This is a genomic window from Escherichia sp. XD33, assembly GCF_019375075.1.
Classification (GTDB): Bacteria; Pseudomonadota; Gammaproteobacteria; order Enterobacterales; family Enterobacteriaceae; genus Enterobacter; species Enterobacter flexneri_A.
Window position 1 is genome coordinate 227,014 of record NZ_JAENDM010000001.1, and the last position, 21,089, is coordinate 248,102.

The 21,089-nt window shown below is 52.8% G+C and carries 23 protein-coding genes; 10 read left to right on the plus strand and 13 right to left on the minus strand.

The window, feature by feature from the left end:
* Window positions 1–32: 32 nt before the first annotated feature.
* The 12 genes from K0778_RS01195 to puuA form a co-directional block, all read right to left on the minus strand.
* Complete coding sequence (locus tag K0778_RS01195; RefSeq protein WP_001335988.1) at window positions 33–1,160, minus strand: CMD domain-containing protein; 1,128 nt, start codon at window positions 1,158–1,160, stop codon at window positions 33–35.
* Window positions 1,161–1,303: 143 nt separating this feature from the next.
* Complete coding sequence (fabI, locus tag K0778_RS01200; protein WP_000506490.1) at window positions 1,304–2,092, minus strand: enoyl-ACP reductase FabI; 789 nt, start codon at window positions 2,090–2,092, stop codon at window positions 1,304–1,306.
* Window positions 2,093–2,459: 367 nt separating this feature from the next.
* Window positions 2,460–2,813 carry a DUF559 domain-containing protein gene (locus K0778_RS01205; protein WP_000565727.1) on the minus strand — a complete coding sequence of 118 codons (354 nt, stop codon included), beginning with the start codon at window positions 2,811–2,813 and terminating at the stop codon, window positions 2,460–2,462.
* 67 nt (window positions 2,814–2,880) lie between these two features.
* Complete coding sequence (gene sapF, locus K0778_RS01210; RefSeq protein ID WP_000573407.1) at window positions 2,881–3,687, minus strand: peptide ABC transporter ATP-binding protein SapF; 807 nt, start codon at window positions 3,685–3,687, stop codon at window positions 2,881–2,883.
* 1 nt (window position 3,688) lies between these two features.
* Complete coding sequence (gene sapD, locus K0778_RS01215; protein ID WP_001128858.1) at window positions 3,689–4,681, minus strand: peptide ABC transporter ATP-binding protein SapD; 993 nt, start codon at window positions 4,679–4,681, stop codon at window positions 3,689–3,691.
* Entirely contained in the window at window positions 4,681–5,571 is an 891-nt protein-coding gene (sapC, locus tag K0778_RS01220) for a peptide ABC transporter permease SapC (RefSeq protein ID WP_001146163.1), read from the minus strand. Before sapC ends, sapD begins: the two co-directional genes overlap by 1 nt.
* The gene (gene sapB, locus K0778_RS01225) at window positions 5,558–6,523 is read right to left on the minus strand and encodes a putrescine export ABC transporter permease SapB (protein ID WP_000583277.1); all 966 of its coding nucleotides are present in this window, start codon (window positions 6,521–6,523) and stop codon (window positions 5,558–5,560) included. Before sapB ends, sapC begins: the two co-directional genes overlap by 14 nt.
* Window positions 6,520–8,163: an ABC transporter substrate-binding protein SapA gene (gene sapA, locus K0778_RS01230; protein WP_063084844.1), complete on the minus strand. Its 1,644-nt coding sequence runs from the start codon at window positions 8,161–8,163 to the stop codon at window positions 6,520–6,522. Before sapA ends, sapB begins: the two co-directional genes overlap by 4 nt.
* Window positions 8,164–8,474: 311 nt before the next feature.
* Window positions 8,475–8,720: a YmjA family protein gene (locus K0778_RS01235; RefSeq protein WP_001015099.1), complete on the minus strand. Its 246-nt coding sequence runs from the start codon at window positions 8,718–8,720 to the stop codon at window positions 8,475–8,477.
* A 133-nt stretch (window positions 8,721–8,853) separates the two neighbouring features.
* Window positions 8,854–10,239 carry a putrescine/proton symporter PuuP gene (gene puuP / locus K0778_RS01240; protein WP_000996861.1) on the minus strand — a complete coding sequence of 462 codons (1,386 nt, stop codon included), beginning with the start codon at window positions 10,237–10,239 and terminating at the stop codon, window positions 8,854–8,856.
* Window positions 10,229–10,393, minus strand: a complete 165-nt coding sequence (locus tag K0778_RS01245) for a protein YmjE (RefSeq protein ID WP_120795382.1) — start codon at window positions 10,391–10,393, stop codon at window positions 10,229–10,231. Before K0778_RS01245 ends, puuP begins: the two co-directional genes overlap by 11 nt.
* A gap of 148 nt (window positions 10,394–10,541) precedes the next feature.
* On the minus strand, window positions 10,542–11,960 hold the full coding sequence (gene puuA / locus K0778_RS01250; protein ID WP_001300763.1) for a glutamate-putrescine ligase: 1,419 nt from the start codon (window positions 11,958–11,960) through the stop codon (window positions 10,542–10,544).
* A 211-nt stretch (window positions 11,961–12,171) separates the two neighbouring features.
* On the opposite strand from puuA, the gene puuD reads away from it, so the two are divergent.
* The 5 genes from puuD (at window position 12,172) to puuE (ending at window position 17,867) form a co-directional block, all read left to right on the plus strand.
* A complete protein-coding gene (gene puuD / locus K0778_RS01255; protein WP_063084843.1) occupies window positions 12,172–12,936 on the plus strand; it encodes a gamma-glutamyl-gamma-aminobutyrate hydrolase in 765 nt (254 codons plus the stop codon).
* Between the two features lie 26 nt (window positions 12,937–12,962).
* Window positions 12,963–13,520 (plus strand): HTH-type transcriptional regulator PuuR, encoded by a 558-nt coding sequence (puuR, locus tag K0778_RS01260; protein WP_001278727.1) that lies wholly within the window; start codon window positions 12,963–12,965, stop codon window positions 13,518–13,520.
* Window positions 13,521–13,794: 274 nt separating this feature from the next.
* Entirely contained in the window at window positions 13,795–15,282 is a 1,488-nt protein-coding gene (gene puuC, locus K0778_RS01265; protein WP_001009090.1) for an aldehyde dehydrogenase PuuC, read from the plus strand.
* Window position 15,283: 1 nt separating this feature from the next.
* Window positions 15,284–16,564 carry a gamma-glutamylputrescine oxidase gene (gene puuB, locus K0778_RS01270; RefSeq protein WP_000134870.1) on the plus strand — a complete coding sequence of 427 codons (1,281 nt, stop codon included), beginning with the start codon at window positions 15,284–15,286 and terminating at the stop codon, window positions 16,562–16,564.
* Between the two features lie 37 nt (window positions 16,565–16,601).
* A complete protein-coding gene (gene puuE, locus K0778_RS01275) occupies window positions 16,602–17,867 on the plus strand; it encodes a 4-aminobutyrate transaminase (protein WP_063084842.1) in 1,266 nt (421 codons plus the stop codon).
* A 119-nt stretch (window positions 17,868–17,986) separates the two neighbouring features.
* On the opposite strand, the gene pspF is transcribed toward puuE, so the two are convergent.
* Window positions 17,987–18,964: a phage shock protein operon transcriptional activator gene (gene pspF / locus K0778_RS01280; protein ID WP_001301108.1), complete on the minus strand. Its 978-nt coding sequence runs from the start codon at window positions 18,962–18,964 to the stop codon at window positions 17,987–17,989.
* 166 nt (window positions 18,965–19,130) lie between these two features.
* On the opposite strand from pspF, the gene pspA reads away from it, so the two are divergent.
* The 5 genes from pspA to pspE all read left to right on the plus strand — a co-directional run bounded on the left by pspA (window position 19,131) and on the right by pspE (window position 21,055).
* Window positions 19,131–19,799: a phage shock protein PspA gene (gene pspA, locus K0778_RS01285; RefSeq protein ID WP_000511025.1), complete on the plus strand. Its 669-nt coding sequence runs from the start codon at window positions 19,131–19,133 to the stop codon at window positions 19,797–19,799.
* Between the two features lie 53 nt (window positions 19,800–19,852).
* The gene (gene pspB, locus K0778_RS01290; RefSeq protein WP_001274963.1) at window positions 19,853–20,077 is read left to right on the plus strand and encodes an envelope stress response membrane protein PspB; all 225 of its coding nucleotides are present in this window, start codon (window positions 19,853–19,855) and stop codon (window positions 20,075–20,077) included.
* Complete coding sequence (gene pspC / locus K0778_RS01295) at window positions 20,077–20,436, plus strand: envelope stress response membrane protein PspC (protein WP_000907387.1); 360 nt, start codon at window positions 20,077–20,079, stop codon at window positions 20,434–20,436. Before pspB ends, pspC begins: the two co-directional genes overlap by 1 nt.
* A gap of 8 nt (window positions 20,437–20,444) precedes the next feature.
* Window positions 20,445–20,666, plus strand: coding sequence for a phage shock protein PspD (gene pspD, locus K0778_RS01300; RefSeq protein WP_001295585.1), 222 nt, complete (start codon window positions 20,445–20,447; stop codon window positions 20,664–20,666).
* A gap of 74 nt (window positions 20,667–20,740) precedes the next feature.
* Window positions 20,741–21,055: a thiosulfate sulfurtransferase PspE gene (gene pspE / locus K0778_RS01305; protein WP_000473109.1), complete on the plus strand. Its 315-nt coding sequence runs from the start codon at window positions 20,741–20,743 to the stop codon at window positions 21,053–21,055.
* Window positions 21,056–21,089: the final 34 nt, after the last annotated feature.

Genomic DNA, 21,089 nt, shown 5'->3' on the forward strand with positions numbered 1-21,089 from the left:
AGTTTTACGCGAATCTGTCTGACGCGGCAAGGTTAATATGTCTCACCCAACGCGATTTTTAAGCGATTTATCCAGCCACACAGCCCGCTCCATACCAGCAGATTAATAATCTGCGTTGATGATTTTTCGTGTTCGAGTAAAGGGCTGAACTGGGCGGCGCTAAAGCGATCGGGTGCTCGGGTCAGCCATTGTATCGCCTGAACGGTAGCGCGCTCAACAGAATGACGGTCAGCCCATTGGTTAATTTCATTTTCGCCCTTGCGCATAAGGGTGCTGATTTTTTTATATTCATTTGATGAATCCATACAGGTGGCAAAACAAGCAGGACTGCCATTTATACGCGCGCATAACAACGCCGCAAGCTGATTATCCGGCTGTGTATTGCCCCGTGTGCTGTTTAACAACTTTTCGAGAAGGGAAAGTGAAATAGGGTGGAGAGAGAGTATTTCGGCCAGTTGGCAAAGTTCTGCAGTTGAACTTTTTGTGTGCTCTTCAGGTAGTTTTTCCACCTCATAGCTGCTTCGCCAGCGTAATGATTCATCAGCAAACAGTGACGCGTCGGCGTAGTTTTGTATCTCCAGCCCGGGTAACCAGCGTACCGGATGCCCGAGATAAGCCTGAAATGTCGCAATTGTCCGCGCCTGAAAGCCAATAAAACCAATGATTTGGCTAATGATCACACAGTCCCAGGCAGTAAGACCGACGTCATTCAGATGCTGGCGCGATCGGTTGTCGATAATAGAAGGCGAGCTAGCCAGTTGGCGGGCATATTGCGTGATTTGTGCCAACCGATGATTACTTTCCCTGGTGGAATCAGGCCCGGGGAGCGGCGTAAGTCGCGCCGAATAGTAGTTACATAACCGCTGGACGCCGCAAACCTGAGCAACCGTCAGGGCCGTCGACAAGCGTTCATAAGCGGTGAAGGTCTGTGAACGGGTCACGGTAAGCTGGTCAGGGAACAAATCCACTGCAAGAACACGCGCAGGGTCCAGCCATGAAAGGAAGGGGGCCAGCGTTTCTTTTTCAAGGATCACGTCGAGTAGAAAGGGATCGCTGACCTTTGCGGCTTCCGGGACCAGAGGCAGAACGTCATACTCCGTAGTACTGGATTGCGTTTCATGATACCAGTGGCTTTTGCCGGTGATGTGGCGTTGTTCCATGGGCGCTCCTTGGTCGTAAAGGAAATCGTTATCCTGACGCAAGGCGGGAAGGGGAGAAAGACGGATCGGCGATAACAAATATCAGAAAGGTATAACAGAGATAACGGGCGGCAGAACGCCGCCCATCTTTACCAACAGAACGATTATTTCAGTTCGAGTTCGTTCATTGCAGCAATGCTGAAACCGCCGTCAACGTGGACCACTTCACCGGAGATACCGGCAGAGAGATCGGAGCACAGGAATGCCGCAGAGTTACCCACATCTTCAATAGTAACGGTACGGCGAATCGGGGTAACGGCTTCGCAATGAGCCAGCATTTTGCGGAAGTCTTTGATACCGGAGGCCGCCAGAGTACGGATCGGACCAGCAGAGATGGCGTTAACACGCACACCTTCCGGACCCATCGCGTTCGCCATATAGCGCACGTTCGCTTCCAGAGACGCTTTTGCCAGACCCATAACGTTGTAGTTCGGGATAGCGCGCTCAGCGCCAAGGTAGGAAAGGGTCAGCAGGGCAGAACCCGGATTCAGCATGGAGCGGCAAGCTTTTGCCATTGCAACGAAGCTGTAGGAGCTGATGTCGTGGGCAATTTTGAAGCCTTCACGGGTAACGGCGTTAACATAGTCACCATCCAGCTGATCGCCAGGTGCAAAACCAATAGAGTGTACGAAACCGTCAAATTTCGGCCAAACTTTCCCCAGTTCAGCGAACATGGTGTCGATGCTGGCATCTTCTGCAACATCGCACTGCAGAACGATGTCAGAACCCAATTGAGCGGCAAATTCTTCTACGCGGCCTTTCAGTTTGTCGTTCTGGTAGGTGAATGCCAGTTCAGCTCCTTCGCGGTGCATCGCCTGAGCGATACCGTAGGCGATGGATAGTTTGCTGGCAACACCGGTTACCAGAATGCGCTTACCGGAAAGAAAACCCATAGCTTTAATCCTTATTGTTGATGCTTGTTGTGCCTGAAAATCAGGCGATTCGTCGTTTTAGTAAACAGTACGAACAGATAAACGGTTATTATAATCAACCTGGCTGTGAGTAGCTATAGTTGCCAGGTCCGACCGGAGCAGGCTGCGGCAGGGGGGGCGCTTTTCCCCTCACCCTAACCCTCTCCCCAGAGGGGCGAGGGGACCGTATTGTGCAAATATTGTTACCCCAGCAACAAACAGGCTCATACAGCCCCTAACCCTTTCATGGCGATGGCTGGGACGGTTCAGACCTTGCCGAATATTCTCCAGCACCGTCTCCATGTTTTCACCACAACAGCTATTCGGCTCGGTCTGCCCCCTCGCTCTTTCAGGGAGAGGGTGACCGGCGGTTCAGTTCCTGCAGAATATTCTCCAGCACCGTCTCCTCATTACAATCAATCTCGTTATTCCAGAAACGCAGCACGGTCCAGCCCTGCGACTCAAGCCAGCTAGTGCGCCTGGAATCATAGGCAACTGCTAAATCATGCTGCCCACCATCCAGCTCAACGACTACACGCGCCGAGCAGCAAGCAAAATCGAGAATGTAGCTCCCCACTGGATGTTGACGGCGAAATTTGAAATCACTAAAACGTCGGCTGCGAAGATATCGCCAGAGCTTTCGTTCCTGCAAAGTGAGATTGCGTCTTAAATCACGCGCATTTGATTTAATTTTATCTATCACCTCATTCTGACAAGATTTAATCTTTTGTCAGAATGAGGTGAATAATCTGGAAGGAGGATTCAGAAAATTAGCGATCTTTACGCCACGCATCCGCCGTCAATGCCTCGCCAAAATGACCGGCAATCAGCCGTTTGGTGAGTTCATGCAGCGGCGATGCCAGCACATCCGCGGTGCTGCCTCGCTCGACAACCTCGCCCTGATGCATCACCAGCACCTGGTCGCTAATGTGCTTCATCATTCCGATATGCTGGGTAACATAAATATACGAAATGCCCTGTTTTTCCTGTAATTCCAGCATCAGATTAATCAACTGCGAACGCATCGACATATCCAGTGAAGCGAGGGCTTCATCGGCAATAATGACTTTTGGGCGCAATATCAGCGCGCGCGCCAGACCCAGACGCTGTTTTTGTCCGGGTGCCAACATATGCGGATAGTAACTGACGTGATCCGGTAGCAGCCCAACCATACGCATCGTTTCAATAATCTGTTTGCGACGCTGTTCCGGTTCCAGGTCGGTGTTCAGGCGCAGTGGAAAATCCAGAATTTGCGAGATACGTTGACGGGGATTCAACGAGGTCGAAGGATCCTGAAAAATCATGCGAATACGCTGACTGCGGAAGGAATAATCGCCAAAATGCAGTGGATGATCGTCAATCAATAACTCGCCGCTGGTAGGCTCTATCATTCCCGCCAGCATTTTTGCCAGCGTGGATTTACCCGAACCATTCTCGCCAATAATCGCCAGTGTCTGGCCTTCACGTAGCGTAAAGCTCAAGGGTTTTACCGCTTCTACGGTCTGACGACGAAACCAGCCGGTCCGGTAGCGGAACGTTTTACTTAAATTACGCACTTCAAGCAGCGTTTCGATCATCTCACTCTTTCTCCATGTTCAGCGGGAAATGACAGGCATAGAGATGATTTTTCGCCCCCGTCAAACGTGGCGTCACAATGCATTCTCGTTGTGCATACGGGCAACGTGGCCCCAGACGACAACCAATCGGTAACTGTTCCAGCAGTGGGATAGCGCCGGGCAGCGTATTGAGGCGACTTTTATGCGGCATCGCGCTGCCGAAGTCTGGTATCGCGCGGATCAGCGCCTGGGTATAAGGATGATGTGGCATCGTCACCAACTCCTTACTCGGCGCGGTTTCCACTGTTTGACCGCAGTAAAGCACGTTAATTTTATCCGCCCATTGGCTAAGCATTTGTAAGTCATGGCTGATAAGCAAAATAGTGGTATTGCTGTTTTGGTTGAGACGCGTCAGCAGGCGAAAGATTTGCGCCTGGGTTGTTGGCTCCATTGAGTTGGTCGGTTCGTCAGCAATCAGCAGACGCGGTTGATTCGCCAGTGCAATGGCTATCATCACTTTCTGACATTCACCTTCGGTCAACTCATAGGGAAAACTGCGCATCGCATCTTTGTGATCTTTAATCCCCACGCGGTGCAGCAGTTCAATGGCACGGCGTTTGCGCCAGCCAAAACGCTGCCACCAACGGCCTTTATAGGTCCAGGCTGGGATGTTTTGCATCAACTGGCGGCCCACACGTTCTGAAGGGTCAAGACACGACTGCGGTTCCTGGAAAATCATCGACACGTTATGGCCAACCAGTTTGCGCCGTTCGCGTGCGGAGAGACGCAGCAAATCGATATCATCAAAACGCATACGGTCAGCAGTAACACGCCAGTTATCTTTATTCACCCCACAAATCGCTTTCGCAATCAAACTCTTGCCGGAACCGGATTCACCAACAAGACCGCGGATTTCACCTTCGGTTAAGGTCATACTTACCCGGTCGACGGCTTTAACCCACTCATCACCGGTTTTAAATTCAATGGTCAGGTTACGAATATCGAGTAATGGCATTATTCCACCCCCGCAATAATCGCACGACGAACGCCATCGCCAAGGAGGTTAACCAACAACACGCTAATCATAATTGCCGCACCTGGCAGCATGACAGTCCACGGGGCGACATAAATCAGTTCCAGCGCATCACCGAGCATCGCTCCCCATTCAGGCGAGGGGAGTTGTGCGCCGAGATCGAGAAAGCCCAGCGCGGCGATATCGAGAATTGCCATCGACAGTGCGCGGGTGATCTCGGTGACCAGCCCGGCGGTGATGTTTGGCATCACAGCAAACCAGAGAATATTCAGCGTTGATGCGCCATCCAGACGGGCGGCGATAACGTACTCTTTTTCCAGTTCGTCATGCACCATGCTGTAAATCGAACGTACCATACGCGGCAGCAATGCCAGCCAGACAGCAAACATAGCGTGGGACAAACTCGGTCCGGCAAACGCTACAACGATAATTGCCAACAGCAGCGAAGGGATCGCCAGTAAGGTATCCAGAATATGGTTAAGCACCGCTGAGCGGAGGCCGTGTGTCGCCCCGGCGAAGGTGCCCAGTACCAGGCCACAGATCGTCGCGGCAAGCGTCACCACAAATGCGCCACCCACGGTTGGCGCAGCTCCGCTCAGTAAACGGCTTAAAACATCGCGTCCGAGGTCGTCAGTCCCCAGGAAGAAAGAAACTTCGCCATAGCGCGACCATGACGGCGGCAATAATTGATAACCGAGAAATTGCTGGTCGATGCCGTAAGGCGCAAACCAGCCGCCAAAAATACACAGTACAGCCAGCCCCGCGCAGCCGTACAGGCCGACCATCGCAGAGGCGTCACTATAAAATTTGCGCCAGGCGGTACGCAGCGTGCCCGGCGGGCGCTTTTCGCTGTATACGCTATCGTAAGGCATACCATTCCTTATGTTTCAGAGGGTTAGCCATGGCACCCAAAATATCAGAAATCACGTTAACAATAATGACCAGTGAGCCACACACCATCACTCCGGCGGAAATGGCTGCGTAATCCTGCTGGCGGATGGCGTTAATTAACCAGCGCCCTAAACCCGGCCAGCTAAAAACCATTTCGGTGATCATCGCCAGCGTCAGCATGGTGGAAAACTGTAAGCCCAGGCGAGGAATAACCGGCGGTAACGCGTTATGCAGAACGTGGCGACGCAAAATAGTAAAGCGCGACAAACCGCGGGTCGCCGCCGCTTTTACATAGTTCTGGTCATACACTTCGATAGTGCTGATACGCATCAGGCGGATCACTTCAGTTGTTGGCGCAACCGACAGGGTGATCACGGGCAATATCATATGGCGGATTGCGCTCATGATCATTTCATCCCGCCATGGTGAGTCCGAAAGCCAGGCATCAATCAACGCAAAACCGGTAATCGGTTTCACTTCGTAGAGCAGATCGAAACGCCCTGAAACGGGCAACCAACCTAGCGTGAGTGAACAAAACAGCGTCAACAGAAGCGCCAGCCAGAACACCGGGATTGAAAAGCCCAGTAAGGCGATGGCGTTGATCAAGTTATCCTGCCACTTATGGCGCGTAATCCCGGCAATCATCCCCACGGGGATGCCAACAATCAGCGCAAAACCGAAGGCGAGGATGCACAGTTCCATCGTCGCCGGGAAGACCTCTTTTAACTGTTCGGCAATCGGTTGACCGTTAATGCTGGAAACACCAAAATCCCAGTGGATCAGGCCGTTAAACCAGAACACCCAGGCATTCCACAGTGACGCGCCTTGTAACGGCGCATGAGGGGTGAAATAGCTCAAGCTGAAGCCAACGAAGGTCAGCAGGAACAAGGTGACAATCAATAACAAAATGCGGCGTAAGGTGAAGATAATCATGGTTTTTTCACCTCATCCTGTTTCTCGCGATACACCCCAGCAAAGGAGGCGTTACCAAACGGGCTAAGTACCAGACCTTTGATATCGTACCGATAGGCCTGCAAACGCAATGACGACGCCAGCGGCAAAATGGGCAATTCCTGCGCCAGAATACTCTGCGCTTCGTCATAGGCTTCAATACGCGCCGCCAGCTGCTGCGAAGAGAGCGCCTTACGCAATACGCTGTCGAATTTCGGATCGCACCAGTGGGCGAGGTTGGTCTGCGAATGAATTGCCGCGCAGCTCAGTAACGGACGGAAGAAACTGTCCGGGTCGTTACTGTCCGTCGCCCAACCGGATAACGTCAGATCATGGCTCATATCCATCAACCGCGCCTCCTGAAAGCGACCTTCTACCGGCACAATCACCACTTTTACGCCAACCTGCGCCATATCCGCCTGAATCAGTTCGGCAGTTTTCAGTGGACTGGGGTTCCACGCCTGCGAACGTGTGGGCACCCACAGTTTCAGCGTTAAATTTTCCAGCCCCAACGACTTCAACTGTTCGCGCGATTTCGCCGGATTGTATTCAGTAATTTTAGCCTCGTTGTCATAGGCCCACGAGGCGCGCGGTAAAATAGAGGCCGCCGTTTCAGCCGTACCATAATAGATGGATTGCATCAGGCGCTGGTTATTAATCGCCAGTGCCAGCGCATGGCGGACAGCGGGATTATTTAGCGGCGGTTTGGCGGTGTTAAATGCCAGATAGGCGACGTTCATCCCAGGACGCAGCGTTAAACGCAAGCGCGGGTCGTCACGCAAAATGGATAGCTGGCTGGCAGCAGGCCAGGCCAGAACGTCGCATTCCCCGGTCAGGAGTTTCGACAGACGTCCGGTGCCGCCGGAGCCTAAATCCACCACTACCTGCGGCATTAACGGTTTACCGCGCCAGAAGTCATCATGACGTTGTAGGCGAATAAATTGCCCGGCGCGGTATTCCGACAACTGATACGGACCGGTGCCGACCGGTTGACGGTCGAGTTGCTCCTGGCGATCTTCTTTCTCTAACTTCCGGGCATATTCTGCCGACATGACCGAAGCATAATGGGTTGCGAGGTGCCACAAAAAAGAAGCATCCGGCTGGGCGAGTCGGAACTCAACGGTATGATTATCCAGTTTGCGGACGCTTTTCACGTTATCGGCAAATTGCAGGCTGTCGAAGTAGGGGAAGTTGCTGCCGTTGACGTTATGCCACGGGTTGTTGCGGTCAAAAATTCGCTGGAAGGTAAACACCACATCGTCGGCATTCATTTTACGAGTGGGAGTAAACCAGTCGGTTTTTTGAAACGGAACATCGCGACGCAGGTGGAAGCGATAGGTCGCGCCGTTGTCGAGTACTTTCCAGCTTTCGGCAAGTTCCGGCATCAGGCGATAGGTATAGGGATCGACATCCAGCAGTCGATCATAAAACTGGGCGGCAAGGGTATCGACAATTAACCCACTGCTCGCTTTGGATGGGTTAAAGGTGTTGACTTGCCCGCTGACGCAATAGACAAAACCGCTGTCGCGGATATCAGCATGCGGGGGAGATTCAGGCGCGGCGATTGCCTGACCACTCACAAGTCCAGCAATCACCAAAAGAGACGATAATACCTGGCGCATAATATTAAGGGATTTTATGTAAAGAGGCTATCTTACTAATATTTAATGACATTTGCCATTACCGTTTGTGTTCAGGGGTCGTAATGAGGGCCGTGTGGTTGGTCGTTGAACAGATGGCGTCGCCATCTGTTCAACATTCGTACCCGTGATTTCTCTATAACTATAACTCACAGAACAACTTAGCGAGGAGCAGAGCGGTACGATCGTGAGAAACCCATTAAAGCACGCTGCAATGCGTGTCATTTTAACCGGATGCAGAGTGAACGCTTTATCCGGACAACGATACTGACCGATCGTCTGCAATTAAATAATTACTCATTACCCCATTGATTCAAAAACTCTGCGATCTCATCAATGCGTACGGGATTAATCCCCGCTTCAGCAGCCATTTCATGTTGGGCTTCTTCGCTGATCTCTTCATTGTTCATCAAACGGGTGAGCAGTAACTGGAAGTAGTGGGCCAGCGGTGTGCGTTCAGCGTCTGCGACAGGCTCTGCGCATTCGGTCGCGTACTCATCGGCAATATCAAAATATTTTAGCGGGATATCGTGGTTCATTATTTGCCCCTGGGGTTAATGCGCTAAGCATAAGGGCGGATGATAGCACTCGTGATCCGGGTCATACATCTTTTTATAGTTAATGGCGCGGCGCATTACCCTCAGGCAGGATAATGCGGCGCGCATCCGACTATTACGTTTCGCTCACTGGCGTTCTGTCACCTTCGTACAGCGGCACTTTGCGATAGCGGCGAATCAGATACCACAAATATGCGCCGCCTAACGAAGCCCATACCAGACCCAGCGTCAGCGAGGTGGCTTCGAGGTTAATCCACAGCACGCCCACCGTCAGCGCGCCAACCAGCGGCATTAATAAATAGTGGAAGTGTTCCTTCCAGCTTTTATTCATTCCTTTGCGCCGCCAGAAGTGGTTGAACACCGACAGGTTAACGAAGGTAAACGCTACCAACGCGCCGAAGTTAATTAACGCTGTGGCGGTAACTAAATCGAAGAACAGCGCCGACATCGCGACAATCCCGACCATAATGACGTTCAGTGCCGGAGTCCGCCATTTCGGATGCACATAGCCAAACACGCGCTCCGGAAACACATTGTCGCGCCCCATCACATACAGCAGACGTGACACGCTGGCATGTGAGGCCAGGCCAGACGCTAACGTGTTCACAAACGTGGTGCAAAGGAAAATCGACTGGAACAGCTTACCGCCGACGTAGAGTGCAATTTCAGGCAGTGCGGCGTCCGGGTCTTTAAAGCGGCTGATATCGGGGAAGAACAGCTGCATAAAGAACGACGCCGCGATAAAGATAACGCCACCATAGACCGCCGTCAGGAAGATGGCTTTCGGGATCACGCGTGCGGCGTCTGGTGTCTCTTCCGAAAGTGTGGTCACTGCATCGAAACCAAGGAAAGAGAAGCAGACGATCGTCGCCCCGGTAATAATCGGAATCAGATGCGCGTTCTCGCTGATAAACGGCTGTAACGACCAGACCGTGCCAACGCCTTCTCCTTTATGCAGTCCCTGAACCACCAGGAAGATAAACACCACCATGATGGAGATTTGCACCAACACAAACAGGGTATTGAAGTTAGCGACCAGGTTGACGCTCTTCAGATTCGCGGCGGTTAAAATGGCGACGAAGGTTACCACCCACACCCACGGCGGCACTTCCGGGAAGAGGGCGGAGAGATAGATTTTCGCCAACAAAACGTTGATCATCGGCAAAAAGAGATAATCCAGCAGTGATGACCAGCCGACCATAAATCCGACGTGCGGGTTAATCGACTTTTGCGCGTAGGTATAGGCCGAACCGGCCTCCGGAAACTGGCGAACCAGTTTGCCGTAGCTGATAGCGGTAAACAGCACGCCCGCCAGCGCCAGCAAATAGGACGCCGGAACGTGACCGTCGCTAATGCCTGACACAATGCCAAAAGTATCGAACACAGTCATCGGCGTGAGATAGGCCAGACCCATCATTACCACCTGCCACAATTTCAGTGATTTTCGCAGACGGGTTTTGCCGGGTTGCGCAGCAATATTCAGTGGTGAATTAATAGCCATAATTGCTGCCTCCCCTGCGTAATAAGGTTTGCGGTCGTGTCGACCTGAAATCAAACCTGTTTAGCAAGGGAAGCAAAGGGGGCGGAGTCCAGTCAGTCGCAGGAGGGGCGCATACGCAGCCTCCCTCGCCATGCGGGGATTTAATCATCGGCATCATCTCATTTCCTCGTCACAGTCTTAATCGTTAACGGAAGCCCGTTGCCGCCTGCGCTCCATAACGCGACATCCGGAAAATGTCTGGATTACCAGCAAATGTCAGGCCTGGCTCCGCTCAGGCCGATGAAACAACCCCGCAAGGGGTATTACGCGTTTTTCAACATCCACTCAATTTCTGTTTCTGTGATGAGGCGCTCAAACTGCAACAGCTCATCATTTTTACAGGCGTGATAGACATGGCAAAACCGTTCGCCTAAATAGCGGCGCAGGTGATCATTCTCGATAAACTCACCCAGGGCATCGCTCTGGCGAATCGGGAAGGGTAAGCCATCCTGTTCCAGCCCGTTGCCTTCGACTTCTTCCTGCAACGGCAGCTCGTTATCAAGACCGTGCAAAATACCGGCAAAAATCGCTGCCATCACCAGATATGGGTTGGCATCGGCACCCGCCACGCGATATTCCACGCGGTGATTATGACGATCGCCGCATGGAATACGCAGGGCGACGGTGCGGTTGTTATGGCCCCACGACGCCTGCGTCGGTACATACATCCCCGGCTGGAAGCGGCGATACGAGTTCACGTTTGGTGCCAGCAACGCCATTGATGACGGCATCAGATCGATCATTCCGGCGAGCATTTTTTTCAGCAGCGGCGAATCTTCGCCTTCCGCGTCAGAAAGCACGTTCTCGCCACGATTATTTTGCATACTGATATGGATATGCATCCCGCTGCCCGCGTGCTCTTCATACGGCTTCGCCATAAAAGTGGCGTGCATCTTATGCTTTTCTGCCATCAGACGCACCAGGCGTTTTAGCGCCAGCGCATCATCGCAGGCTTCCAGCACGTTATCGGTATGGTAAAGGTTGATTTCAAACTGACCCGGCGAGGCTTCGGCGACCGCACCGTCGGCGGGAATTAACTGTAACTGCGCCAGTTCATCAATATCATTGAGCACGTCGGCGAAGTGGTTGAGGTTATCAACGGAGTAAACCTGGCTTTGTGTATTGCGGTCATCGGTGCCGGGCGCGCAGGGCGGTTGCAGATACCCTTCAGCGTCGCGCTGACGATCCAGTAAATAGAACTCCAGCTCTACCGCTACAACCGGGAACAATCCGCGCTGGCGTAGCTGCTGCCACAGGCGGTTAAGAACGTTCCGCGGCTCAACGTCAAAGGGAGCGCCATCTTCATCGACCATGGTCAGGAGCATCTGACCGATAAACTCTGGATCGGCGGCAGAAGGGGTTAAGGAACCGAGAACAGGAACACAAGTACGATCCGGCTCGCCCATTTCCTGACCCAGACCCGCTTCTTCTACTACGTTGCCCAGAATATCCATTGCAAACACCGAGGCCGGGAAATAACACCCTTTCTCCAACTTCTTCAGGCTTGCAACAGGGATACGTTTTCCACGGAAGCAACCATTCAAATCAGTAAGTAAAACATCAACATATTGCGTATTCGGGTAGCGCTCCAGGTAGCGTTTCACTTCCTGCGTAAAGGCGCTACCCCGCCTCTCTTCTGACTGCTGAACAAAGTTCTCTACTTCAACGATATTGGTTTCCATGATTCTTCGCCTTTGGTTTGTTTTCCGCTCGTTATCAAAGCGTAAAATATAATGACCACCATTCGAATCTGTATGCAAACTAAATGTTTGTCAAATGTTAAATTGAGTTTGCAAAAATGAAAACCCACTGCTAGATTGAAAAAATATTGAACATAAAGGTCATTTAAAGCGCAGTAATGGCGATAATTTAGTCCACTTTGTGAGATTGAGCATGGAAAATATAATGAACAATCCGGTTATCGGTGTCATAATGTGCAGGAACAGGCTTAAGGGTCATGCGACCCAGACTCTGCAAGAAAAGTACCTGAATGCCATCATCCACGCAGGCGGCTTGCCAATTGCGCTACCACATGCGCTGGCGGAACCGTCGTTACTTGAACAACTTTTGCCGAAACTCGATGGCATTTATCTTCCTGGTAGTCCCAGCAATGTGCAGCCGCACCTATATGGTGAAAACGGCGATGAGCCTGACGCCGATCCCGGGCGTGATCTTCTGAGCATGGCGATAATTAATGCCGCACTCGAAAGGCGCATCCCCATTTTCGCCATCTGCCGGGGTTTACAAGAACTGGTGGTGGCAACCGGTGGTTCGTTGCATCGCAAGCTGTGCGAACAGCCTGAATTGCTGGAACATCGGGAAGATCCCGAACTGCCGGTGGAACAGCAATATGCACCGTCGCATGAAGTTCAGGTTGAAGAGGGGGGATTACTGTCTGCGTTGTTACCTGAATGTAGCAACTTTTGGGTAAACTCTCTACATGGACAAGGGGCGAAGGTCGTTAGCCCACGGTTGCGTGTTGAAGCTCGCTCGCCGGATGGCTTAGTTGAGGCGGTTAGCGTCATCAATCATCCTTTTGCGCTGGGCGTACAGTGGCACCCGGAATGGAACAGTAGCGAGTACGCGCTTTCGCGTATATTGTTCGAGGGCTTTATCACCGCTTGTCAGCACCATATCGCTGAAAAACAGCGACTCTGACCACTACAGTTTAAGGAAATGCAAATATGAGTGATGAGGGACTGGCGCCAGGAAAACGCTTGTCGGAAATCCGCCAGCAGCAGGGGCTTTCACAACGTCGTGCCGCCGAACTCTCCGGGCTGACTCACAGTGCTATCAGTACGATAGAACAAGATAAAGTCAGCCCTGCCATCAGTACGCTGCAAAAGCTGCTGAAGGTGTATGGTCTGTCACTCTCGGAATTCTTTTCCGAGCCGGAAAAACCTGATGAGCCGCAGGTCGTCATTAATCAGGACGACTTAATTGAGATGGGTAGTCAGGGTGTGTCAATGAAGCTGGTTCATAACGGTAACCCGAATCGCACGCTGGCGATGATCTTTGAAACGTACCAGCCGGGCACAACCACTGGGGAAAGAATTAAGCATCAGGGTGAGGAAATAGGCACTGTACTGGAAGGTGAAATTGTTCTGACGATTAATGGTCAGGATTACCACCTCGTCGCGGGGCAAAGTTATGCCATTAATACCGGCATCCCGCACAGTTTCAGTAATACGTCGGCAGGTATTTGCCGAATTATCAGCGCCCATACGCCCACCACGTTTTAATCTTTTTGTTCTGTAAGCCGGGTAAGCGCAATGCGCCCGGCAATCTATACACAAAATCATTCAAGTTGCATCAAGGCGGCAAGTGAGCGAATCCCGATGAGCTTACTCAGGTAAGTGATTCGGGGGAGCGAACGCAGCCAAGGCAGAGGCGGCTTGAAGGATGAAGTGTATATAAAGAATGTCGCCAGAAATAAACGGGCATACGGCCCGGGGATCTCTGCGCCCTGACGTTCACAAACTGCATATATCTGATAGACGTGAAACAGGAGTCATAATGAATTTTCATCATCTGGCTTACTGGCAGGATAAAGCGTTAAGTCTCGCCATTGAAAACCGCTTATTTATTAACGGTGAATATACTGCTGCGGCGGAAAATGAAACCTTTGAAACCGTTGATCCGGTCACCCAGGCACCGCTGGCGAAAATTGCCCGCGGCAAGAGCGTCGATATCGACCGTGCGATGAGCGCAGCACGCGGCGTATTTGAACGCGGCGACTGGTCACTCTCTTCTCCGGCTAAACGTAAAGCGGTACTGAATAAACTCGCCGATTTAATGGAAGCCCACGCCGAAGAGCTGGCACTGCTGGAAACTCTCGACACCGGCAAACCGATTCGTCACAGTCTGCGTGATGATATTCCCGGCGCGGCGCGCGCCATTCGCTGGTACGCCGAAGCGATCGACAAAGTGTATGGCGAAGTGGCGACCACCAGTAGCCATGAGCTGGCGATGATCGTGCGTGAACCGGTCGGCGTGATTGCCGCCATCGTGCCGTGGAACTTCCCGCTGTTGCTGACTTGCTGGAAACTCGGCCCGGCGCTGGCGGCGGGAAACAGCGTGATTCTAAAACCGTCTGAAAAATCACCGCTCAGTGCGATTCGTCTCGCGGGGCTGGCGAAAGAAGCAGGCTTGCCGGATGGTGTGTTGAACGTGGTGACGGGTTTTGGTCATGAAGCCGGGCAGGCGCTGTCGCGTCATAACGATATCGACGCCATTGCCTTTACCGGTTCAACCCGTACCGGGAAACAGCTGCTGAAAGATGCGGGCGACAGCAACATGAAACGCGTCTGGCTGGAAGCGGGCGGCAAAAGCGCCAACATCGTTTTCGCTGACTGCCCGGATTTGCAACAGGCGGCAAGCGCCACCGCAGCAGGCATTTTCTACAACCAGGGACAGGTGTGCATCGCCGGAACGCGCCTGTTGCTGGAAGAGAGCATCGCCGATGAATTCTTAGCCCTGTTAAAACAGCAGGCGCAAAACTGGCAGCCGGGCCATCCACTTGATCCCGCAACCACCATGGGCACCTTAATCGACTGCGCCCACGCCGACTCGGTCCATAGCTTTATTCGGGAAGGCGAAAGCAAAGGGCAACTGTTGTTGGATGGCCGTAACGCCGGGCTGGCTGCCGCCATCGGCCCGACCATCTTTGTGGATGTGGACCCGAATGCGTCCTTAAGTCGCGAAGAGATTTTCGGTCCGGTGCTGGTGGTCACGCGTTTCACATCAGAAGAACAGGCGCTACAGCTTGCCAACGACAGCCAGTACGGCCTTGGCGCGGCGGTATGGACGCGCGACCTCTCCCGCGCGCACCGCATGAGCCGACGCCTGAAAGCCGGTTCCGTCTTCGTCAATAACTACAACGACGGCGATATGACCGTGCCGTTTGGCGGCTATAAGCAGAGCGGCAACGGTCGCGACAAATCCCTGCATGCCCTTGAAAAATTCACTGAACTGAAAACCATCTGGATAAGCCTGGAGGCCTGAAATGACCGAACATACCAGCAGTTACTACGCCGCCAGTGCGAATAAATATGCACCATTCGACACACTGAATGAGTCAATCACCTGCGACGTTTGCGTGGTTGGCGGCGGCTATACCGGGCTCTCCTCCGCGCTGCATCTGGCGGAAGCGGGCTTTGACGTAGTGGTTCTCGAAGCCTCACGCATCGGCTTTGGCGCAAGCGGGCGCAATGGCGGGCAACTTGTGAACTCCTACAGCCGCGACATCGACGTGATCGAAAAAAGCTACGGCATGGACACCGCCCGTATGCTCGGCAGCATGATGTTCGAGGGTGGCGAGATCATCCGCGAACGTATCAAACGCTATCAGATTGACTGCGACTACCGCCCCGGCGGCCTGTTTGTGGCGATGAATGATAAACAGCTCGCCACACTCGAAGAGCAGAAAGAGAACTGGGAACGCTACGGCAATAAACAGCTGGAGCTGCTGGACGCTAACGCCATTCGCCGTGAAGTAGCCAGCGATCGCTACACTGGTGCGCTGCTGGATCACAGCGGTGGGCATATTCACCCGCTAAACCTCGCCATTGGTGAAGCCGATGCCATCCGCCTGAACGGCGGGCGCGTGTATGAGCTTTCTGCGGTCACGCAGATCCAGCACACCACGCCCGCCGTGGTGCGTACTGCCAAAGGTCAGGTGACGGCGAAGTATGTGATTGTCGCCGGGAATGCGTACCTGGGCGATAAAGTGGAGCCGGAGCTGGCGAAACGCAGCATGCCATGCGGTACGCAGGTGATCACCACCGAGCGGCTGTCGGAAGATTTAGCCCGTTCGCTGATCCCGAAAAACTACTGCGTGGAAGACTGTAATTATCTGCTTGATTACTACCGTCTTACCGCCGATAACCGCCTGCTGTACGGCGGCGGCGTAGTGTATGGCGCGCGCGACCCGGATGACGTTGAGCGTCTTGTGGTGCCGAAACTGCTGAAAACCTTCCCGCAGTTGAAGGGCGTGAAAATCGACTATCGCTGGACGGGCAACTTCCTGCTGACCCTGTCGCGTATGCCGCAGTTTGGTCGCCTCGATACCAACATCTATTACATGCAGGGCTACAGCGGCCACGGCGTCACCTGTACTCATCTCGCCGGACGTTTGATTGCCGAACTGCTGCGCGGCGACGCCGAACGTTTCGATGCCTTCGCCAATCTGCCGCATTACCCGTTCCCCGGCGGGCGCACGCTGCGCGTACCGTTTACCGCGATGGGCGCGGCGTATTACAGCCTGCGCGATCGTCTGGGCGTTTAATTTCCGATTAACAGTGAAGAGTCAAAAGGTGTGAAACATGAGCAACAATGAATTCCATCAGCGTCGTCTTTCTGCCACCCCGCGCGGGGTTGGCGTGATGTGTAACTTCTTCGCCCAGTCGGCTGAAAACGCTACGCTGAAGGATGTTGAGGGCAACGAGTACATCGATTTCGCCGCAGGCATTGCGGTGCTGAATACCGGGCATCGCCACCCTGATCTGGTCGCGGCGGTGGAGCAGCAACTGCAACAGTTTACCCACACCGCGTATCAGATTGTGCCGTATGAAAGCTACGTCACCCTGGCGGAGAAAATCAACGCCCTTGCCCCGGTGAGCGGGCAGGCCAAAACCGCGTTCTTCACCACCGGTGCGGAAGCGGTGGAAAACGCGGTGAAAATTGCTCGCGCCCATACCGGACGCCCTGGCGTGATTGCGTTTAGCGGCGGCTTTCACGGTCGTACGTATATGACCATGGCGCTGACCGGAAAAGTTGCGCCGTACAAAATCGGCTTCGGCCCGTTCCCTGGTTCGGTGTATCACGTACCTTATCCGTCAGATTTACACGGCATTTCAACACAGGACTCCCTCGACGCCATCGAACGCTTGTTTAAATCAGACATCGAAGCGAAGCAGGTGGCGGCGATTATTTTCGAACCGGTGCAGGGCGAGGGCGGTTTCAACGTTGCGCCAAAAGAGCTGGTTGCCGCTATTCGCCGCCTGTGCGACGAGCACGGTATTGTGATGATTGCTGATGAAGTGCAAAGCGGCTTTGCGCGTACCGGTAAGCTGTTTGCCATGGATCATTACGCCGATAAGCCGGATTTAATGACGATGGCGAAAAGCCTCGCGGGCGGGATGCCGCTTTCGGGCGTGGTCGGTAACGCGAATATTATGGACGCACCCGCGCCGGGCGGGCTTGGCGGCACCTACGCCGGTAACCCGCTGGCGGTGGCTGCCGCGCACGCGGTGCTCAATATTATCGACAATGAATCACTCTGCGAACGCGCGAATCAACTGGGCCAGCGTCTCAAAAACACGTTGATTGATGCCAAAGAAAGCGTTCCGGCCATTGCTGCGGTACGCGGCCTGGGGTCGATGATTGCGGTAGAGTTTAACGATCCGCAAACGGGCGAGCCGTCAGCGGCGATTGCACAGAAAATCCAGCAACGCGCGCTGGCGCAGGGGCTGCTCCTGCTGACCTGTGGCGCATACGGCAACGTGATTCGCTTCCTGTATCCGCTGACCATCCCGGATGCGCAATTCGATGCGGCAATGAAAATTTTGCAGGATGCGCTGAGCGATTAATAGCCCAACGCAATAATGTCTGATGCGCTGCGCTTATCAGGCCTGCAAACGACGTATTGATTATGTATGCCGAATAAAGCATTCACGCCGCATCCGGCAAGTTGTATTGCTCAACTTCGCTAAATCTGGTGCTTTTTCAACAACGCGCGGAACTGATGATAAGTTAACCCCAGTAATTCAGCCGCGCGCTTCTGGTTATATTTCCCTTGTTGCAAACTGAGTTGCAGCAACTCTTTTTCCTGCTGCATCTGAAACTCACGTAAATCCAGCGGCAGTGTTGGAAGCGAGGTGGTTTCTGAAACGGCGATAGCGTCTTCAGGCGGACGCCGTTTAAAGGGATCAATAATGATGTCATCAAGCGGATAATCGCTGGTGCCGTGGCGATACACTGAACGTTCCACCACGTTTTTCAATTCACGAATATTTCCCGGCCAACGATAATTCAGCAATGTTTCTCTGGCGCGCTCCGTAAACCCCGGGAACAGAGGCAGCTTGATTTCCCGACACATCTGGATGGCAAAGTATTCTGCCATCAACATTATGTCGCTTTCGCGCTCGCGCAGTGGTGGCAGTTGTACAACATCAAAAGCCAGTCGGTCGAGCAGGTCAGCGCGAAAAGTGCCTTCATTGACCATCGCCGGGAGATCGGCATTCGTCGCGCATACCAACCGCACATTCACCTGCAATGGCTGGCTGCCGCCAACGCGCTCCAGTTCACCGTACTCAATCACGCGCAATAATTTCTCCTGCACCATCATCGGTGCCGTAGCGAGTTCATCAAGAAATAGCGTACCGCCGTCGGCACGTTCAAATCTCCCTGGATGACGTTTTTGCGCACCGGTAAACGCCCCCGCTTCGTGACCAAACAGTTCGGAATCCAGCAGATTTTCATTTAACGCCGCGCAGTTAAGGGAAATAAACGGCCCTTGCCAACGGGAGGAGAGATAATGCAGGCGGCTGGCAATCAGCTCTTTACCGGTGCCGCGTTCGCCGATGATGAGCACCGGTTTGTCCAGCGGTGCGAGATGCGAAACCTGTTCCAGCACTTCGAGAAAGCTGTTCGCCTCACCAAGTAAATTATCTTTGTATTCTGCCATGATGAAATTCGCCACTTGTTAGTGTAATTCGCTAACTCATCCTGGCATGTTGCTGTTGGTTCTTCAATCAGATCTTTATAAATCAAAAAGATAAAAAATTGGCACGCAAATTGTATTAACAGTTCAGCAGGACAATCCTGAACGCAGAAATCAAGAGGACAACATTATGGGTATTTTTTCTCGCTTTGCCGACATCGTGAATGCCAACATCAACGCTCTGTTAGAGAAAGCGGAAGATCCACAGAAACTGGTTCGTCTGATGATCCAGGAGATGGAAGATACACTGGTTGAAGTACGTTCTACTTCGGCGCGCGCGTTGGCAGAAAAGAAACAGCTGACTCGCCGTATTGAACAAGCGTCGGCGCGTGAGGTTGAATGGCAGGAAAAAGCCGAACTGGCGCTGCTGAAAGAGAGAGAGGATCTGGCACGTGCAGCGTTAATTGAAAAACAGAAACTGACCGATCTGATTAAGTCCCTGGAACATGAAGTGACGCTGGTGGACGATACGCTGGCACGCATGAAGAAAGAGATTGGCGAGCTGGAAAACAAATTGAGCGAAACACGCGCTCGCCAGCAGGCATTGATGTTACGTCATCAGGCGGCAAACTCGTCGCGCGATGTGCGTCGTCAGCTGGACAGTGGCAAACTGGATGAAGCAATGGCTCGTTTCGAATCTTTCGAACGTCGTATTGACCAGATGGAAGCGGAAGCAGAAAGCCACAGCTTCGGTAAACAAAAATCGCTGGACGATCAGTTTGCCGAACTGAAAGCCGATGATGCAATCAGCGAACAACTGGCACAATTAAAAGCCAAAATGAAGCAAGACAATCAATAATAACATCCAGGCGGCGTCCGAACGCGCCGCCGCTCATCGTCTAAGGAGTACTTATGAGCGCGCTATTTCTGGCTATTCCGTTAACCATTTTTGTGCTGTTTGTTTTACCGATCTGGTTATGGCTGCATTACAGCAATCGTTCTGGTCGCAGTGAATTGTCGCAAAGTGAGCAGCAGCGATTAGCGCAACTGGCTGATGAAGCAAAACGGATGCGCGAACGTATTCAGGCGCTGGAATCTATTCTTGATGCAGAACATCCGAACTGGAGGGATCGCTAATGGCGGGCATTAATCTCAATAAAAAATTATGGCGTATTCCACAGCAGGGCATGGTCCGCGGCGTCTGCGCCGGGATTGCCAACTATTTTGATGTACCGGTAAAACTGGTGCGTATCCTGGTGGTGCTGTCGATTTTCTTCGGTCTGGCGCTGTTTACCCTGGTTGCTTACATCATTTTGTCATTTGCGCTTGATCCAATGCCGGACAACATGGCCTTTGGTGAGCAGCTACCTTCCAGCAGCGAATTGCTGGATGAAGTCGACCGTGAACTGGCGGCAAGTGAAACGCGTTTACGCGAGATGGAACGTTATGTCACTTCCGATACTTTCACGTTACGTAGCCGTTTCCGTCAACTGTGAGGAAAGTTATGAATACTCGCTGGCAACAGGCCGGGCAAAAGGTAAAGCCTGGTTTCAAATTAGCAGGCAAGCTGGTACTTCTTACCGCACTGCGCTATGGCCCGGCGGGTGTGGCGGGCTGGGCGATAAAATCAGTTGCTCGCCGACCGCTGAAAATGTTGCTGGCTGTGGCGCTGGAACCGCTGTTAAGTCGGGCTGCTAATAAACTGGCACAGCGTTATAAAAGGTGAGGGGAGTTTCGCAAAAATTGTTAAATCTCAGGCGTATAATGGATGGCAATTTTCATCCATAGAAGGACGCTTACATGTTTAAAAAAGGCTTACTTGCTCTGGCACTGGTGTTTTCACTGCCCGTTTTCGCCGCTGAACACTGGATCGATGTTCGTGTTCCAGAGCAGTATCAGCAAGAGCACGTTCAGGGGGCCATCAATATTCCCCTGAAGGAAGTGAAAGAGCGCATTGCCACCGCCGTTCCGGATAAAAACGACACCGTGAAAGTGTATTGCAATGCCGGACGCCAGTCAGGGCAAGCAAAAGAGATCCTTAGCGAGATGGGATATACCCACGTTGAGAACGCCGGTGGCCTGAAAGACATCGCAATGCCGAAGGTCAAAGGTTAAAAGAATTCACCATGAGCGGCGCTTATGCGCCGTT

What these genes read in the sequence shown, in the direction of transcription:
- K0778_RS01195 (WP_001335988.1), bottom strand. Translation starts at nt 1,160, where the DNA reads ATGGAACAACGCCACATCACCGGCAAAAGCCACTGGTATCATGAAACG.
- fabI (WP_000506490.1), bottom strand. Translation starts at nt 2,092, where the DNA reads ATGGGTTTTCTTTCCGGTAAGCGCATTCTGGTAACCGGTGTTGCCAGC.
- sapF (WP_000573407.1), bottom strand. Translation starts at nt 3,687, where the DNA reads ATGATCGAAACGCTGCTTGAAGTGCGTAATTTAAGTAAAACGTTCCGC.
- sapD (WP_001128858.1), bottom strand. Translation starts at nt 4,681, where the DNA reads ATGCCATTACTCGATATTCGTAACCTGACCATTGAATTTAAAACCGGT.
- sapC (WP_001146163.1), bottom strand. Translation starts at nt 5,571, where the DNA reads ATGCCTTACGATAGCGTATACAGCGAAAAGCGCCCGCCGGGCACGCTG.
- sapB (WP_000583277.1), bottom strand. Translation starts at nt 6,523, where the DNA reads ATGATTATCTTCACCTTACGCCGCATTTTGTTATTGATTGTCACCTTG.
- sapA (WP_063084844.1), bottom strand. Translation starts at nt 8,163, where the DNA reads ATGCGCCAGGTATTATCGTCTCTTTTGGTGATTGCTGGACTTGTGAGT.
- K0778_RS01235 (WP_001015099.1), bottom strand. Translation starts at nt 8,720, where the DNA reads ATGAACCACGATATCCCGCTAAAATATTTTGATATTGCCGATGAGTAC.
- puuP (WP_000996861.1), bottom strand. Translation starts at nt 10,239, where the DNA reads ATGGCTATTAATTCACCACTGAATATTGCTGCGCAACCCGGCAAAACC.
- K0778_RS01245 (WP_120795382.1), bottom strand. Translation starts at nt 10,393, where the DNA reads ATGCCGATGATTAAATCCCCGCATGGCGAGGGAGGCTGCGTATGCGCC.
- puuA (WP_001300763.1), bottom strand. Translation starts at nt 11,960, where the DNA reads ATGGAAACCAATATCGTTGAAGTAGAGAACTTTGTTCAGCAGTCAGAA.
- puuD (WP_063084843.1), top strand. Translation starts at nt 12,172, where the DNA reads ATGGAAAATATAATGAACAATCCGGTTATCGGTGTCATAATGTGCAGG.
- puuR (WP_001278727.1), top strand. Translation starts at nt 12,963, where the DNA reads ATGAGTGATGAGGGACTGGCGCCAGGAAAACGCTTGTCGGAAATCCGC.
- puuC (WP_001009090.1), top strand. Translation starts at nt 13,795, where the DNA reads ATGAATTTTCATCATCTGGCTTACTGGCAGGATAAAGCGTTAAGTCTC.
- puuB (WP_000134870.1), top strand. Translation starts at nt 15,284, where the DNA reads ATGACCGAACATACCAGCAGTTACTACGCCGCCAGTGCGAATAAATAT.
- puuE (WP_063084842.1), top strand. Translation starts at nt 16,602, where the DNA reads ATGAGCAACAATGAATTCCATCAGCGTCGTCTTTCTGCCACCCCGCGC.
- pspF (WP_001301108.1), bottom strand. Translation starts at nt 18,964, where the DNA reads ATGGCAGAATACAAAGATAATTTACTTGGTGAGGCGAACAGCTTTCTC.
- pspA (WP_000511025.1), top strand. Translation starts at nt 19,131, where the DNA reads ATGGGTATTTTTTCTCGCTTTGCCGACATCGTGAATGCCAACATCAAC.
- pspB (WP_001274963.1), top strand. Translation starts at nt 19,853, where the DNA reads ATGAGCGCGCTATTTCTGGCTATTCCGTTAACCATTTTTGTGCTGTTT.
- pspC (WP_000907387.1), top strand. Translation starts at nt 20,077, where the DNA reads ATGGCGGGCATTAATCTCAATAAAAAATTATGGCGTATTCCACAGCAG.
- pspD (WP_001295585.1), top strand. Translation starts at nt 20,445, where the DNA reads ATGAATACTCGCTGGCAACAGGCCGGGCAAAAGGTAAAGCCTGGTTTC.
- pspE (WP_000473109.1), top strand. Translation starts at nt 20,741, where the DNA reads ATGTTTAAAAAAGGCTTACTTGCTCTGGCACTGGTGTTTTCACTGCCC.